General features: G+C 47.0%; 22 protein-coding genes. 5 read left to right on the top strand and 17 right to left on the bottom strand.

The genetic code is table 11. The features are described from left to right. Window positions 1–4: 4 nt before the first annotated feature. Complete coding sequence (gene noc / locus EL173_RS01210) at window positions 5–832, bottom strand: nucleoid occlusion protein (RefSeq protein ID WP_005685310.1); 828 nt, start codon at window positions 830–832, stop codon at window positions 5–7. Window positions 833–835: 3 nt separating this feature from the next. After that, window positions 836–1,567, bottom strand: coding sequence for a 16S rRNA (guanine(527)-N(7))-methyltransferase RsmG (gene rsmG / locus EL173_RS01205; protein WP_014568987.1), 732 nt, complete (start codon window positions 1,565–1,567; stop codon window positions 836–838). A gap of 538 nt (window positions 1,568–2,105) precedes the next feature. Here rsmG and EL173_RS01195 point away from each other — a divergent pair. Then, window positions 2,106–2,486 (top strand): hypothetical protein, encoded by a 381-nt coding sequence (locus tag EL173_RS01195; protein ID WP_005690057.1) that lies wholly within the window; start codon window positions 2,106–2,108, stop codon window positions 2,484–2,486. A gap of 179 nt (window positions 2,487–2,665) precedes the next feature. Beyond that, window positions 2,666–3,340 (top strand): type 1 glutamine amidotransferase, encoded by a 675-nt coding sequence (locus tag EL173_RS01190; RefSeq protein WP_005685307.1) that lies wholly within the window; start codon window positions 2,666–2,668, stop codon window positions 3,338–3,340. A gap of 132 nt (window positions 3,341–3,472) precedes the next feature. Here EL173_RS01190 and EL173_RS15045 read toward each other — a convergent pair whose 3' ends face one another. The 5 genes from EL173_RS15045 to EL173_RS01170 all read right to left on the bottom strand — a co-directional run bounded on the left by EL173_RS15045 (window position 3,473) and on the right by EL173_RS01170 (window position 6,700). After that, window positions 3,473–3,625, bottom strand: a complete 153-nt coding sequence (locus EL173_RS15045) for a hypothetical protein (RefSeq protein WP_005690058.1) — start codon at window positions 3,623–3,625, stop codon at window positions 3,473–3,475. A 42-nt stretch (window positions 3,626–3,667) separates the two neighbouring features. Continuing rightward, window positions 3,668–4,288: an NADPH-dependent F420 reductase gene (locus EL173_RS01185; protein WP_005690059.1), complete on the bottom strand. Its 621-nt coding sequence runs from the start codon at window positions 4,286–4,288 to the stop codon at window positions 3,668–3,670. A 154-nt stretch (window positions 4,289–4,442) separates the two neighbouring features. Next, window positions 4,443–5,090 (bottom strand): pyroglutamyl-peptidase I, encoded by a 648-nt coding sequence (pcp, locus tag EL173_RS01180; protein ID WP_005690061.1) that lies wholly within the window; start codon window positions 5,088–5,090, stop codon window positions 4,443–4,445. Window positions 5,091–5,105: 15 nt separating this feature from the next. Continuing rightward, entirely contained in the window at window positions 5,106–6,020 is a 915-nt protein-coding gene (locus tag EL173_RS01175; RefSeq protein WP_005690063.1) for a DUF979 domain-containing protein, read from the bottom strand. Next, entirely contained in the window at window positions 6,020–6,700 is a 681-nt protein-coding gene (locus tag EL173_RS01170; RefSeq protein ID WP_005685301.1) for a DUF969 domain-containing protein, read from the bottom strand. Before EL173_RS01170 ends, EL173_RS01175 begins: the two co-directional genes overlap by 1 nt. Window positions 6,701–6,916: 216 nt before the next feature. On the opposite strand from EL173_RS01170, the gene EL173_RS01165 reads away from it, so the two are divergent. Then, on the top strand, window positions 6,917–7,573 hold the full coding sequence (locus tag EL173_RS01165) for an HAD family hydrolase (RefSeq protein ID WP_005690065.1): 657 nt from the start codon (window positions 6,917–6,919) through the stop codon (window positions 7,571–7,573). 70 nt (window positions 7,574–7,643) lie between these two features. On the opposite strand, the gene EL173_RS01160 is transcribed toward EL173_RS01165, so the two are convergent. The 6 genes from EL173_RS01160 to EL173_RS01130 form a co-directional block, all read right to left on the bottom strand. Continuing rightward, window positions 7,644–8,069 carry an Asp23/Gls24 family envelope stress response protein gene (locus EL173_RS01160; RefSeq protein ID WP_005685299.1) on the bottom strand — a complete coding sequence of 142 codons (426 nt, stop codon included), beginning with the start codon at window positions 8,067–8,069 and terminating at the stop codon, window positions 7,644–7,646. A 157-nt stretch (window positions 8,070–8,226) separates the two neighbouring features. Then, the gene (locus EL173_RS01150) at window positions 8,227–8,637 is read right to left on the bottom strand and encodes an Asp23/Gls24 family envelope stress response protein (protein ID WP_005685298.1); all 411 of its coding nucleotides are present in this window, start codon (window positions 8,635–8,637) and stop codon (window positions 8,227–8,229) included. Window positions 8,638–8,645: 8 nt separating this feature from the next. Next, complete coding sequence (locus tag EL173_RS01145; protein ID WP_005690070.1) at window positions 8,646–8,843, bottom strand: hypothetical protein; 198 nt, start codon at window positions 8,841–8,843, stop codon at window positions 8,646–8,648. 101 nt (window positions 8,844–8,944) lie between these two features. Continuing rightward, entirely contained in the window at window positions 8,945–9,484 is a 540-nt protein-coding gene (amaP, locus tag EL173_RS01140) for an alkaline shock response membrane anchor protein AmaP (protein WP_005690072.1), read from the bottom strand. A 13-nt stretch (window positions 9,485–9,497) separates the two neighbouring features. Then, complete coding sequence (locus tag EL173_RS01135; protein ID WP_005690075.1) at window positions 9,498–9,755, bottom strand: GlsB/YeaQ/YmgE family stress response membrane protein; 258 nt, start codon at window positions 9,753–9,755, stop codon at window positions 9,498–9,500. A gap of 241 nt (window positions 9,756–9,996) precedes the next feature. Further along, complete coding sequence (locus EL173_RS01130; RefSeq protein ID WP_005685292.1) at window positions 9,997–10,398, bottom strand: pyridoxamine 5'-phosphate oxidase family protein; 402 nt, start codon at window positions 10,396–10,398, stop codon at window positions 9,997–9,999. 212 nt (window positions 10,399–10,610) lie between these two features. On the opposite strand from EL173_RS01130, the gene EL173_RS01125 reads away from it, so the two are divergent. Continuing rightward, window positions 10,611–11,573, top strand: coding sequence for a 2-hydroxyacid dehydrogenase family protein (locus EL173_RS01125; protein ID WP_014571056.1), 963 nt, complete (start codon window positions 10,611–10,613; stop codon window positions 11,571–11,573). 89 nt (window positions 11,574–11,662) lie between these two features. Here EL173_RS01125 and EL173_RS01120 read toward each other — a convergent pair whose 3' ends face one another. From EL173_RS01120 to EL173_RS01105, 4 genes are all read right to left on the bottom strand, one after another. After that, on the bottom strand, window positions 11,663–11,857 hold the full coding sequence (locus tag EL173_RS01120; protein WP_005685289.1) for a hypothetical protein: 195 nt from the start codon (window positions 11,855–11,857) through the stop codon (window positions 11,663–11,665). Then, the gene (locus EL173_RS01115) at window positions 11,854–12,096 is read right to left on the bottom strand and encodes a hypothetical protein (protein WP_005685287.1); all 243 of its coding nucleotides are present in this window, start codon (window positions 12,094–12,096) and stop codon (window positions 11,854–11,856) included. The genes EL173_RS01120 and EL173_RS01115 overlap by 4 nt, the downstream gene beginning before the upstream one ends. 46 nt (window positions 12,097–12,142) lie before the next feature. Continuing rightward, window positions 12,143–12,610, bottom strand: a complete 468-nt coding sequence (locus EL173_RS01110) for a flavodoxin domain-containing protein (protein ID WP_005690082.1) — start codon at window positions 12,608–12,610, stop codon at window positions 12,143–12,145. A gap of 79 nt (window positions 12,611–12,689) precedes the next feature. Beyond that, window positions 12,690–12,995: a hypothetical protein gene (locus EL173_RS01105; RefSeq protein ID WP_005690084.1), complete on the bottom strand. Its 306-nt coding sequence runs from the start codon at window positions 12,993–12,995 to the stop codon at window positions 12,690–12,692. A gap of 31 nt (window positions 12,996–13,026) precedes the next feature. On the opposite strand from EL173_RS01105, the gene EL173_RS01100 reads away from it, so the two are divergent. After that, window positions 13,027–13,620 carry a hypothetical protein gene (locus tag EL173_RS01100; protein WP_019728503.1) on the top strand — a complete coding sequence of 198 codons (594 nt, stop codon included), beginning with the start codon at window positions 13,027–13,029 and terminating at the stop codon, window positions 13,618–13,620. Window positions 13,621–13,880: the final 260 nt, after the last annotated feature.

Here is a 13,880-nt window from a genome sequence, read left to right as displayed (position 1 = left end):
CCTCCTATCTCTTCTCTTTTGGAATCTCGATGATCATACGGTATGCGTCATCGGTATCTTCTTCTTTGGCCGTGACTGTCATTCCCGTATCCCGAATCATCTTAACCGAACGTTTCAACGTGTTCCAAGCGATGCGGGTATCATGACTCACCGCTGATCGCCGAACTTTTGGCTTAGGCTTTGGTGTGGGCTTCTTTGGGCGCAACCGTTCATTTACTAACGCAGCTGTTTCCTTGACTGTCAGTTTTTCCGCAAAAACCTGTTGTAAGGCTGGTACTTGTTCGGATTCATCGAGTTTTAACAACTCACGGCCATGACGCTCGCTGATTTGACCATTCATAATGGCTTCTTGCACCGGCGCACTAAGCTTCAGCAGCCGGATCTTATTGGCAACAAAAGCCTGACTTTTACCTAATTGTTGGGCTAATGCGCCTTGGGTTAGGTGATTCAGTTTCATCAGCGCAACATAAGCCTGCCCTTCTTCAATCGCACTTAAACCTTCACGTTGCAGGTTTTCAACTAAAGCCATTGACGCACTTTCATCATCATCCATCTTTTGCACAATGGCTGGTGCTTTTTCCCAACCTAGCAGTTGCATTGCCCGGTAGCGTCGTTCTCCGGCAATAATTTCGTACTGATCTGGCGCGTATTCACGCACAATAATGGGCTGCAACAAGCCGTGTTCTTTGATCGTAGCAGCTAATTCCTGAATGGATTCGGAAGTAAAAACTTTTCGCGGCTGAAATTGATTGGGGACAATAGCTTTAAGCGGTAATTGTTGCACGACCGTCTCGTCATCTGACTTTTTATGGCCAAAAAATGATAATGCCACGCGCTATGCACCTCCCAATGGTTGTTTATTCGGCATTCCCGGTTTCCGGGGATATTTATTCGGTGTCGGTTTAACTTTTTCAATCACTAACAAATGGCGCGTATCCCCGGTTTCCGGCAAGGTCAGCGCTGCATCCTGAACGAGTTTACCGCCAAGTAGGTTGATTGCCGGTTTGGCCGCTATTAATTCTTCAGGAGTTGCGGCGGCCTTCATCGCTACAAACTGCCCGTGCTGCTTGGCGAGTGGTAAACAGAGTTCTGCTAAGACGTTCAGCGCCGCCACCGCGCGTGCTGTCACCAGATCATACTGGCCACGGTGCGGCGATTTTTTGGCACCAAAAGTCTCGGCCCGATCATGAAAGAGCTGCACATCGGTCAACTCTAACCGCGCCGTTAAACGTTCCAAAAAGCCAATCCGCTTCTGCAGCGAATCGACAATGGTGATCTTCAACTGAGGAAACGCAATTTTTAAGGGGATTGATGGAAAACCCGCCCCGGCGCCAACATCACACAGCGACAATGGCTGGCTTTGCAATTTTGGCACCACCAAGCCTAATGTTAGGGAATCATAAAAGTGCTTGAGGTAGACGTCCCCTTCAGCAGTGATACCAGTCAGATTCATTTTCTCGTTCTCACTGATCAGATACTGATAGTAAGCCGCAAACTGATCCTGTTGGTGGTCATTCAACACGATACCGTGATCAGCCAAGGCGTGGACAAAAGCTGTTGGATCCATGTCTGCCTCCGTTTTTTTGGGTTTGATTTTGTGGAACAAACAGGGTTTCACGTACCCGTCAAGTGTAACGTAAAAGCGGCATCTCCTCAACTGTATTCTTAGTGAGCGTGAGCCAGCCCGGTTAGAAGTCGGAGTGTAAGCGGCCTGAGGCGTGATGGTCGGGCTTTGACCATTGCGACTCAGGTCCTTACACGCAGACTTCTGGGCTGGCGAACGCGTTAGAAGCGCGAGCCGGCGCGGTTAGAAGCCGGAGCATAAGTGGCCTTGGGCGTAATGGCCGGGCTTTGGCCATTGCGTTCAAGGTCCTTATGTGCAGGCTTCTGCGCCGGAGAGCGCGTTATGGGAGTAAAGGCCAACTCTTTCTCAGTTCTACTATAATTAAGTGATTTCCGATACTCCGAGCTGGCTCGACTTCTTTAAGGCCAGTGAAAGCTAATTGTCTTGTTTTAAGTTGACACTTACCACTAAGGATTCACTTTTGACAATCACCTGACACAGTTCGATAATAAGGAAGTAATTCAACTCAGAGGCGAAAAAAATGGAATTAGACGGTAAAGAAATTAAAGAAAACGAACAATTAACGGATGCTCAGTTAACTGAACTTCATCAGCAGTATCAGGCACTGTGGGATAAGCTGAAAAAGGACAACTACAAGACCGACCATCAGTTTATGGAAGTGTTGTATGAAGAACCTGACAATATTCAAAATTATGAAGCGGCGTTTTTCACCTACCAAATTCGCAAAGATACCGGCGACAACCAGTTTGACCAGCTGAACATCATCTTAAACAACAAGCCGACTTTTCACGATCAGCCAGATGAATTCGTGTTTGAGATCAGTGACTACTCGGATATGGATGCAATTTATCAAGCGATTGAGGAAAAGGCTCAACCTTGGATCAAGGCACATAAACGTTAAATCCTGCTATTCATATGGCAGGGCAACTAAGTGCGGATAAAGCACCAGTCTGGCGTTGTTCCAGCTGATACTTTACCCGCCTTCTTTAATTGTCCATCACCAATCAATCAGCTCACTTCTCTTTTTCCCTTCACTTGTGGTAAGCTGTTGCCAATCAAAAAAACGGAGGCGCTCGGTCCATGGCTGATACGATCAAAATCGCTTATTTGTATGAGGATCTCATGAACACTTATGGCGACAGCGGGGATGTTAAAATTCTGCGTTACTTGCTGAATCAACAAGGCTATCAAGTACAAGTCGATAACATCAGTCTTGGTGACGACTTCAATGCCGATGACTACGACTTCATTTTCTTTGGCGGCGGTCAGGATTATGAACAAACCGTTGTCGCCAAGGATTTACTGCGCTATGCCCAAACCTTGGGCCGCTACATCGAAAATGGTAAACCGATGCTGGCTATCTGTGGCGGCTACCAGCTACTCGGTGACTATTACAAGACTAGTGAAGGAACGGTCATTAAAGGGCTCGGTATTTTGCCGCTGCATACTGTTTTCAAACCGGACAGTCGTATGATCGGCGACACCAAATACGAAACCGAGTTCGGTACCGTCAAGGCATTTGAAAACCATAGCGGGCGAACTTATTTTGACGACAAAAATAAGCTAAAACCTCTAGGAAAGATGATCGAAGGCTACGGTAACAATCCGGAAGACGGTGTTGAAGGCATGCGCTATAAGAATACGATCGGCAGTTACTCACACGGTCCAGTCCTTAAGAACCAAAACATCGCCAAAGCCATTGCCAAAATGATTGTGGCAAATCACAAAAAGCGTATCGGCCAGCCGGTACAGTGAGCACATATCAAAATTAGACACAGCGTTAATGCCAATAACAAAATAACCGCAAACAAATCGACCTTAGTGAGAGAGCTTCTCCACTAAGGCCGATTTTTGATTATCATGTCTTCAATTGCAGCGAGCGGCTTTTTAAAAAATGCTCATCCAGCCCAGCAGCAAGGCCGAAACAAACGCCCTTGGCCGCGACTTTCCTTCCTGAACCAATCGCGCGTACTCGCTGGTGCTAATTACCCACAAGAAAGTCAGCGCGATGATGAACAAAATGCCATAAAAGAAAATCATCAATTTTTTCTCCTGTGTGCAAAGTGAGCTACCATGCTGCAGTCACTTATTTGCCTGCGCCCGAACTTGATCAGCATCACCGGTGAACAGGAATAACGGGCCATCTGCTTGAGCCGGATAGCTATTAGCCAAATCACCAAGATCAACAACATCAAACCCGATCTTTTCAATCAATGCAGTGACTGTCTTTTTCGCCGCTGCATCATCCCCGGCAATAGGGATCGCAATCCGCCCGGCTGGTTGATTCGGTTTAGCCAGACTGCGAATTTTCGTCATCGCAATCGTATTGAACGCCTTGACGACTTTCTTAGTCCCAAAGTGTTGCGCCACAAGTTGCGATGAAGCGATTTGGTGGCTCGTCAATTCGGATCGTTCGCCGTCACGGCTAGGAAAATAATTTGTAGCATCAATCACCACGGCATCAGCTTTCACTTGCGCCGGCAACTCGTCTAACGCATTGAACGGTACCGCCAAAACGACAATATCCTGATTGGCCGCCTCGGCAACTGTACCCGCTTCAACTGTTGATCGCATCTCCGCAATCACCGGAGCCAGTGATGCCACCCCATGTCGATGCGACAAAATAACTTGCTCGCCAACATGACTAAAAAGCTGTCCCAACGCACGTCCAACATTACCTGATCCAATAATTCCGATACTCATGTTGTCACAACCTCCCTTTGCCAAACTGAGGATGTATCCGTGTCCTTATCTCTGCCTTTATTATATCGCCCACCCGGAGAAAACGGAAAAATCGGCCATTAAAAAATCCGCACGCCCTAGTGAGCTTGCGGAAAATGTCAACGTGAATCTTCAATTAATGATTTTTGCCTTCAACGGTTTCAAGGTCGTCTTTGCCATCGTGTGCGACGATGGCGGCAATGGCTGCGGTAATGCCTTTAACGTCATCTTCAAGCGACAATGCCGGTGTCTCTGGCCGTGCAACAACTTGTTCAGGTAAGAACGGGATGTGCATGAAGCCCGCTTTAATCGTCGGAAATTCCTTATCGCGCATGTACTGCACTTGATAGAAAATATGGTTGCAAACATAGGTGCCGGCTGTATTTGAAACCGCCGCGGGAACACCGGCTTCTCTGATCGCTTTAGCCATCGCTTTAATTGGTAATTGCGTAAAATAGGCGTTTTCGCCGTCTTCATGGATCGTATGGTTTAACGGCTGATAGCCAGCGTTATCTTTAATGCGGCCGTCATCCAAGTTAATGGCCACTCGCTCCGGCGTCAGTTCATAACGTCCGCCAGCCTGACCAATACTCAGAACGTAATCAGGCTTTTCTTTAACAATCGCATCATGCACCACTTCTGCCGAAACATTGAATTTAGTGGGAATTTCTAACTTCACAATTTTGGCCCCGCCGATTTCATCTGGCAAACGTTTAACCGCTTCAATCGCCGGATTAATCTTGTCGTCACCAAAAGGATCAAACCCTGTCACAAGAATCTTCATACTTAATCGTCCTTTCTAAAACGCCAGGAAATACATCAGTCCGATTTGAATCACCAAAAGCAGAATCGCAATGGGTGCCTGCTGCTTGATGACCCCCAATGGATCTTCCATTTCCAGCAACGCAACCGGTAAACTATTGAAATTCGCTGCCATAGGTGTCAATAAGGTGCCGCAATAACCGGAAGTCATCCCAATGGCCGCAACGATCGCAGGATTAGCACCTTGGGCAATCACAAATGGAATCCCGATCGCCGCCGTAATGACGGCAAAGGCAGCAAACGCATTACCCATGATGATCGTGAATAATGCCATCGCCACACAGTACAAAATAACCCCGCCAAGATGACTGCCTGCCGGAAATAGACCTGCAATCAACTTAGCCGTTAAAGTGCCAACCCCTGCAGCTGTGAAAACGGCGCCTAATGTTGCCAACAACTGCGGTAAAATACCGGCTGCACCGACTGATCGTACCATCCGTTGGGTATCATTATAAACCATTTTGACGGGGGCCTTGGTCATGATGATCGCCACAATCAATGAGACCGCCGCGCCAATGCCGATCCCGACCTGCCCGCCTAACTTGGTAAACTGGGCAACGGCAATTGAAACGATCGCCAGTACAACACTTGGAACAAACACCCAGCCGCCAAGTCGTTTGGCTGCCTGAGCCGCATGCGCACCATCAACCGGCTTGATCTTGCCGATTTGAATCTGCTTGAATAAGGCCAAAATACCGATAATAACGACCAAAATACCAACGACCATTGCCGGTAATAGCGTCCCGAACGCAAAAACAATTGCCATGATGATCCAAAACAGGCCGGTTCCGATTCGAGCCGGATTGTCTTTTGCCCGAAAGGCTTCAATCCCGGCAATCGCCATGACAACGCCGATGAGTGCATAAAGAATGAGCAGTAACGTGTCGACCATCACTTTTTGCCTCCTTTACGCGGCGTCTCTTCAAATTGTCGATCAAACCAGCGATTATAAACCGCCACTACAACCAAGGTGATAATCGCGATCGGAATTGATGCCAGCACCACCTGCATCGGCTCTACCGGATGCTTGAGACTCTTCATCGTGCTCGCAATCAACAAAACGCCAGCGGTTGCGACAAATAAGTTTTGAGCAAAAAAGTTTCCGAAATTATCCGTGGCGGCAGATCGGGCTTTAATCAAGTCGATTTCTTTATCCGTCAGCTTACGTTTCGCTTCTGCCGCGGCAGTGACCATCGGCGTAATCAGCGGCCGCACAAATTGAACCTGGCCGGACAAGGAAATCCCAAAGACGCCGCCTAATTCACGAATGACCAAGTAAAGATTCAAAATTCGGCTTGGCGTTAATTTCTTCAGTTTCTGAATCCCATTAACGGCCACTTCTTTCAAACCATGACTCTCAACCAATCCGATCATCGGTAAGGTCAGGAAAAACAACGACACCATCCGATTATCCACAAAACTTTGTCCCAGTGTCGTCAACAAATCCGGAATGCTCATACCAGAAAACACGGCTGTCACAATCGCAGCTAGCACAACAACCGCGGTGGTATCCCATTTCAAGGCAAAGCCAACAACAATGATGACAATGCCGAGTAGCTTCAAATATTCCATGATGTTCCCCCTTTGATATTGGTAAAAAGTTTAATAGTTATTGGCAGGAACGTCAATTAGTTAAACCGTGCAACTATTAAGAACAGCCATTATCTAACCTACTATATTGGTCTCGGCTATGAAGACACCCCGACCCTGCCGAATATATCGATACCTTTGTTTTTAAAGACTTGTTCTCAGCCTTGATCATGCTAAGATACTCAAAAAGGTGATTTTATGGATATTACATTTGACTGCTATGGTACTTTGCTAGACACCCGCCCCATTCGAACCCAGTTTATGACCTTCAGTGCTCGTCATGGTATTGACGGTCAGGCTGCATGGCACCAATTCGAATCGTGGGAGGATCGCCTCATGTATGGCGAGACCACCTTGCCTTTCACCACCTTATTGAAGCGCGATCTGCAATATCTTGATATGACTTTTCGCACCAATTCACTATTTAGCCATTATTTTCATGATTTATTTGAGTCCTATATTAACTTACAACCATGGCCAGAAGTCATCCCCGCTTTGCAGCAATTGCGCCAAGCCGGTCATCGAATCATCATCATGTCCAATTCCACCCCGGATTTAATGACCCACCACTTTGACCAGCTGGAGCACCAAGTTGATCAAGCCATTTTACCGGAGCAAACGCATTGTTATAAACCAACTTTGTCCTTTTTTACCACGGCCGAAACCCGACTCAACCAACCCCATCTCCACGTGGCAATGGGGTATTGGTGGGATATCGTACCCTGTCATAAACTCGGCTGGCCTTGCGTATGGATTAATCGCCAGCAATTATCACCACTACCAGACATAACGCCGACTTATTCCCTGCCAAATCTGACAGAACTACCCGCGTTGGTCGAAAAAATTGCTTCTTGAACGTCAAAAAGGGATAGCCCCCGATGGATGATGGGCTATCCCTTTTTACCGGTTTATATATATTGACTCATTAAGCCGGCTGTAATTCTTTGTCACTGTTCTTGTCGCTGTTTTTAGCTTCATTGCGGGCAATTTCTTCTTTTGTCAGCATGTTCTTGACGGTCATTTTCACTTCTGTCACATTCAGACCGGTCATCTGGCGAACGTTTTTGGCAATTGCCATGGTGACTTTGTTGAAGATTTCCGGCACATTCTCACCATAGCGCACCGTTGCATCAAGTGTGACTGAAACGTCCTGGTTATCGCTCAAATCAACGTTAACGCCTTTGGTTGGGTCTTCATCCTTGCTGAACATATCCGTAAGATTAGCCATCATGCCGCCTTCAAGCGAATAAACACCTTCGACTTCATTGCAGGTAATCCCGACGATTTTTGCGATCACAGCATCATCGAACTTCAATTCCTTATTGATTCCGTTGGGTTTCTTGTTGTCCATTAAAATCTCTCCTTTAAAATGAGTGTGAACCGGCGCGTTTAAGGATCGGAGTGTAAGCGGCCTTGGACGTGATGGTCGCACTTTGACCATTGCAACCAAGATCCCTACACGCTGATCCCTGCGCTGGCGAACGCGTTATGGGGTCCCTTAGCGCCGATTAGCGTTTTTGCCATTCCCGCTTCGTCAAAACATCTTTGACATGCATGTTTAATTCGACTAACTGCAACCCGGTCATTCGTTCAATTTGTGCGCTGATTTTCTCACACAATTGTTTGAAAATGGCTTGTGCGTTGCTGTCGAATTCTAGGAAAACATCCATATCAAGGGCCACTTGTTTTTCACCGACTTCAGCGGAAATGCCTTTGGTCAGGTTCTCGCCACTTGAGAAGGTTTCAGTCAGGTTATCCATCACCGAACCATCCATCCCTAGAATGCCATCAACATTTTGTGCACAAATTGCGGCAATCTTTTCGACGACCTTATCTTCAAATGTTAAGCGACTGTTGGCCATCAGTGTTTCTTGATGGCTTGCAACTGATGCTGGTTTTGGCGGTGCTACTGCATCCATCTACTCACCTACTTTCCTTTGCTAAATGCATCTTTGCCCGCGGTCAGCCAACTTGTGAACGTCGCCCAATTAGGCACCAGATAACGTTCAATGAGCCAGCCTAAACCGCCGAATATCAAGACAAGCAACATGCCCATAAACCCGAAACGCATCCAGGCAAAGGCTAGTATGACGCCGACAACAGCGCCAATGGTTCCTTGCTGCATCGTGTATCACCCTTTCGTAGCTGATAACCACTGCTGCCACCGGTGCCAGTTACGGCCACCCGCTTTGAATGACAGTCAGTGATCCATCAAAGTCGTTTGAACTAAATGACCCGCGCAGTCTTGGCTTTTACTTTCGTTGCTGGAAGTAAATGTACCCGGACATGTTTGACCGGAACGCCGAGACACGCTTGCAACTTCTGGCGTGCAGTTTCTTCGATACGCTGCGCCTCTTGTTTTAGTTCCTTGACGTTTCCGGAAAAGGCCTCAATTCGCATCCGCGCCACTTGCTTCTTGCGGATGCTGACATCAACATCCACCGACTTGGCAAAATGCCGGTCGACAATCGCTTTGGCTACCGTATTTTCGATGGCACTTTTATCAAGTGTCAGATCACCATCGTCACCGGCTAGAATCAAAGCATTGGCGGTGGAGCGGCGGAAGATAGCGACAAGCAGCATGATGGCAAAAGCCAGAATCACAAGCCCGGTTAGTCCAATCATGACAGGACGTAACCAACCGGCCTGCTGTACGTAAAAGCGCGTAAATTCGCGATTGGGCCACAGCAACAGGCCAAAGCCAATACTCTGAAGTAAGCCGCAAATCGCAACAATACCGAACAATACTTTCGTGATCGGTTTCATATCCTGCCGCCTCCTATGCCTTGCGCCGAGTCGTGCCCAGCAACAAGGAAACAAGGAAGACGACGATGATAGCTCCGATAATGGCAGGAATCAAAGCCATACCAGCCAGTGATGGTCCCCAGCTACCAAGTAACGCCGTGCCGAGCCATGCACCGATAAGCCCACCGATAATATTTCCGATCCAGCCAAGTGGCATGTCGCGTCCGACGATCAGCTGACCAATACAACCAATCACCGCACCAATAATCAGTGTCCAAATTAAATGCATCATGGTTCTCACCCTTTCTTTTGGTTGACATCCTTCTGACTATCTTAAGCTTAACGAACCGGCCTGATTATTCGCAATAAATATGCTAATAATAACAATTAGTATTTAATTCAGAACACAAAAAAGCCCGCCGTTATGCGCTTTGTCACAACGGCGGGGTATGAATTTACTAATTAAAAAGATTAACGGAACTGTCCGTATCGCCTTACAAGTCTAAAATCACGCTGATATCATCAACGCGGCATTAGCCTTCGATCAGATCACCGGCACTTGGACCGGCATCCAGCTTATAGATGCGATCGACATTGATAACAACCGCACTGATAGCTGCAGGCAAATGACGCTCCTTAGCAAAAGCCTGCGCGTCTTCAAAGATTTGATCATCGTTATGAAATTCAACGGTGCCTTCAAACCGGAAGCCCTTCAAAGCTTTGTAATCAACCGTTGCTACGGCTGCTTTCTTTGAATACTGCAAGTTATGCCAAGCCTGTTTGCCGGTTTCTTCGTTATAGATCAAGTGGTGATCATCCAAAACCCGCATGGTACCTTTAGGGCCGACTTGCGGATTACCATTTTCATCAGCCGTCGCCAAGTAATTCAGCTGTGCACCGATCATATCTTTCATATCTTGCGTTAAAGTTGCCATCAACGATCAATCCCCTTTGCTTACTTTTTGTTACCAAAAACAGTGTAACACAAATGAGTCGTGCACGTCATATCTTGCCTCGTTTTTTACTGGGTTCCTACCAACAAGGTTATTCTTTCGCGCTGAGTTTGGCGTCGCCCACACTTTTTTCTCTGCGCTGTATTAAACTAAAAGTGAATCAGATACGGATGACCACAGAAAGGTGGATATTCATGGCACAAGTTTATATTTCTGCAACCTTACCGAAATCGGCCAACAACGCTTTGAAACGTGCAGGCGTGGACTTTGAAGCCTATCGCGGTAAGGGCTTGATTACCGAAGCCGAGCTCCAGGCACATTTAAGCGATGCAAAAGTGCTTATCACCGCGCTATCGACTCCGGTAAGCGCCGCAACATTGGCAAAAGCGCCTCATTTGAAATTAATCGCAAATTACGGCGCTGGTTTCAATAATATCGACATCACTGCTGCTAAAGCGCATGGTGTCCTCGTGACCAACACCCCCAAAGTATCAACCACGTCAACTGCCGAGGTGACGCTAGCTTTAATGCTCGCCGTTTTACATCGCGTCACAGAAGGCGATCGGCTCATGCGCGGTCCCGGGTTCTCCGGCTGGGCGCCAACCTTCTTCTTAGGCCATGAACTCGCCGGCAAAACCGTGGGCATTATCGGTATGGGGCAGATCGGCCAAGCAGTTGCCAAACGTGTCCATGCTTTTGATGCGAACATCCTTTACACGCAGCATCATCAACTGCCATCGGAAAAAGAGCAAAGCCTAGGTGCCACCTTTACGGATCAGGCGACACTCTTGCAACAAAGCGATCTTGTCACCCTTCACCTGCCACTAGTCCCGGCTACCCACCATTTGTTGGATGCTCAGGCACTGGCAACCATGAAACCGAGCGCTTATCTGATCAACGCCGCACGCGGTCCCTTGATCGATGAAGCTGCCTTACTTGAACAACTCACGGCGCATCGCCTCGCTGGTGCTGCGCTGGATGTCTACGAAGCCGAACCCCACGTTAGCTCAGAACTAAAGGCCCTTGATAATGTGGTTTTGACCCCGCATATCGGGAACGCAACAGTCGAGGCGCGTGATGCCATGGCAAAAATTGTCACGGACAACACTTTGGCGATTTTGTCAGGCAAACAGCCACGCTATATTGTCAACGACTAAGTTACCGGTCAACGAAGCAAAAATGCCAACCAAGCCACGGCGCAAATTTTCCGGCCGCGGATTGATTGGCATTTTTTGAATGATTATTTTTAAGGCTTGCGCGAATGATGCACGGGCCAAAGATTGGCAAGCAGTAAAGCAAGGTCAACGCCGAGAATTAAGCCAAGACTGCCAACCAAAAAAGGATTCGCGATTTGTTCTTGCTGCATTAAACCATAAAGAACTCCGATAAGAATGACAGCAACTACCACCAAGGCTACGCGATACCAGACTGTCTTCGTCATAAGTGAGCTAGGATCGTATACTTGCCAACATCTTTGTATGCGCCTTTAGCCTGTGAATCAGGTGTACCGGCAGCCTCATAAAAGACCGAATACTTGCCGTCTTTATCTTTGGCAACTACCAAGCCTTCATCAACGACATGCTGTGCTTTGTAAATCTGCGCACTACGCCGAGCAGCTGCGAAGTCGAAATCATTGGCAACTGCATCGCCGGGATTGAAGAAAACAATTTCCTCACTCATGAAGATCCCCTCGCTTTCTGGCTTTAGTATACCACGCGCCAACGGGTCACTTCTTGTTTTGCAGCGCTTCGGTTTTTTTGATCAGACTTTGGGTAAATGTCGCAAACTGAGGCATCTCTTCTTGTTTAACGTTTAAAGCAATCTTGACCGCGGTTGCGCCTTGAACTGCACCGCTAGCTTTCAAAACGGCTTCAAATTTTTCCGGAGCGGTATTATAATCCTTGCCATAATACGGATCACCCGTACCCAGCACTCCAAATACCAATGGCTTAGCCGAAAAATCCAGCTTACTTAAGTCATCATAAAAGTCTTGGGTCTCTTCAGGGATCACGCCGCCAGTCCAGGTATAAGTTGCCAGCACCAACACGTCAAAGTCTTTAATCGTTGCCGGATCAGTCTGAATCATTTCGCCAAGCGTGACATCCCAACCATAATGCTCAAAGAACTGCTGCTCAATCCGAGCCATTCCTTTCGCGTTGCCTGTGATTGATGCATATAAAATAATCGCCTTCATCGTCCTCACCTCATTACCTTCAGTATACTGATAACATAGAGGATGTAAAAGCTTACACGCCCAGCTAATCTGGCTACAGTTAGCTAGCTGTTTCAACCGCACCTTCGCCTTGAAGAATGAAATGAACGGCATCCGCTAATTCATTTTCCTTGAAAAACTTAATTTCCTGATGCCCGGAAAAATCATCAACTTCAATAATTGGCTCAAAACCGTTAAAACGTCGCAGCTCCTGACGCAACCATGCATCCCAGACCTGAGTAGCCAAGCCCTGATGCTGGCTGAGGTTTCGCCGAATAATGACATTCTTATTATCCCAAATCCGCACGCGCAGTTCCCGATCCCTTTGATTGGCTGCCAGATCCTGCAAATAGGCATAGTGTTCCATAAGCTCACCTTACCTTTCGATCAAGGCAATATTGCGCTATTCTAAGACTAGCGATTACCTTGTCCGGAAAACATCAAAACAATATCTGTATGAAAAAGAGATTGTTAAACGAAATCGTTTCACTAACAACTGGGAGATGATAACCATAGCCGATCAAGATCCGTTCTATGCATGGCATCGTTTTCGAAAGGCTATCGTTTTGCATACTCCAAATTCCTTACTCCGCGCGCTTACCGTGTTGATCATGGCACCTTATATGCTTTGGGGATTGTTTATCTTTGGCATCACACTCATATCTCTGTTTGCAACACCAACTGCTTTATTTAATCAGCTAATCACCGATGCCACCGCTTTGCTTTGGAATCCGCTTATGCTAACCCTGCAAGCCTCAACTTTTCACTCAACATCCAATGGGTGGTTATGGCTTTTGTTAATCAGCTTTTGGTTTATCATCCTCAAAGTCCTGTTGAAGGGTATCCAGCTCGTCAAGAAAAGAAAGCTTTATCAACAACTTGTAACCGGGCAAGCATACATTGTCGCCATCGGGTCAAGGCGTGTATTTTACGATCGCGATCATCACGCATATGAACTTACACACCATCCGCTTAAATGGTGGCACTCCTAATCAACTAACCAACATTGCAGCTAACAGATGCGGTTCTTAATTAACGAAGCGATCCCATTTCCTTGGTGCATCTTTATTATACAAACGCTTGTTCGGCTTTGCAATCATTAAGTTTCGTTCATGTATTTAGCCTACGAACACAGCATCTGGAGATTTTAGACTTTTCTTCAGTCATCGTTACGATATGCTTGAAAACCTTCAAATCAATGGTGTTAAAGTTACGATTGGATGTCATACGTGCGCATAATGACAAAAATCGT

The organism is Lacticaseibacillus rhamnosus (assembly GCF_900636965.1).
Classification (GTDB): domain Bacteria; phylum Bacillota; class Bacilli; order Lactobacillales; family Lactobacillaceae; genus Lacticaseibacillus; species Lacticaseibacillus rhamnosus.
Note: the sequence above shows the minus strand (reverse complement) of the source record. Positions and strands in the feature narration are given on the sequence as shown.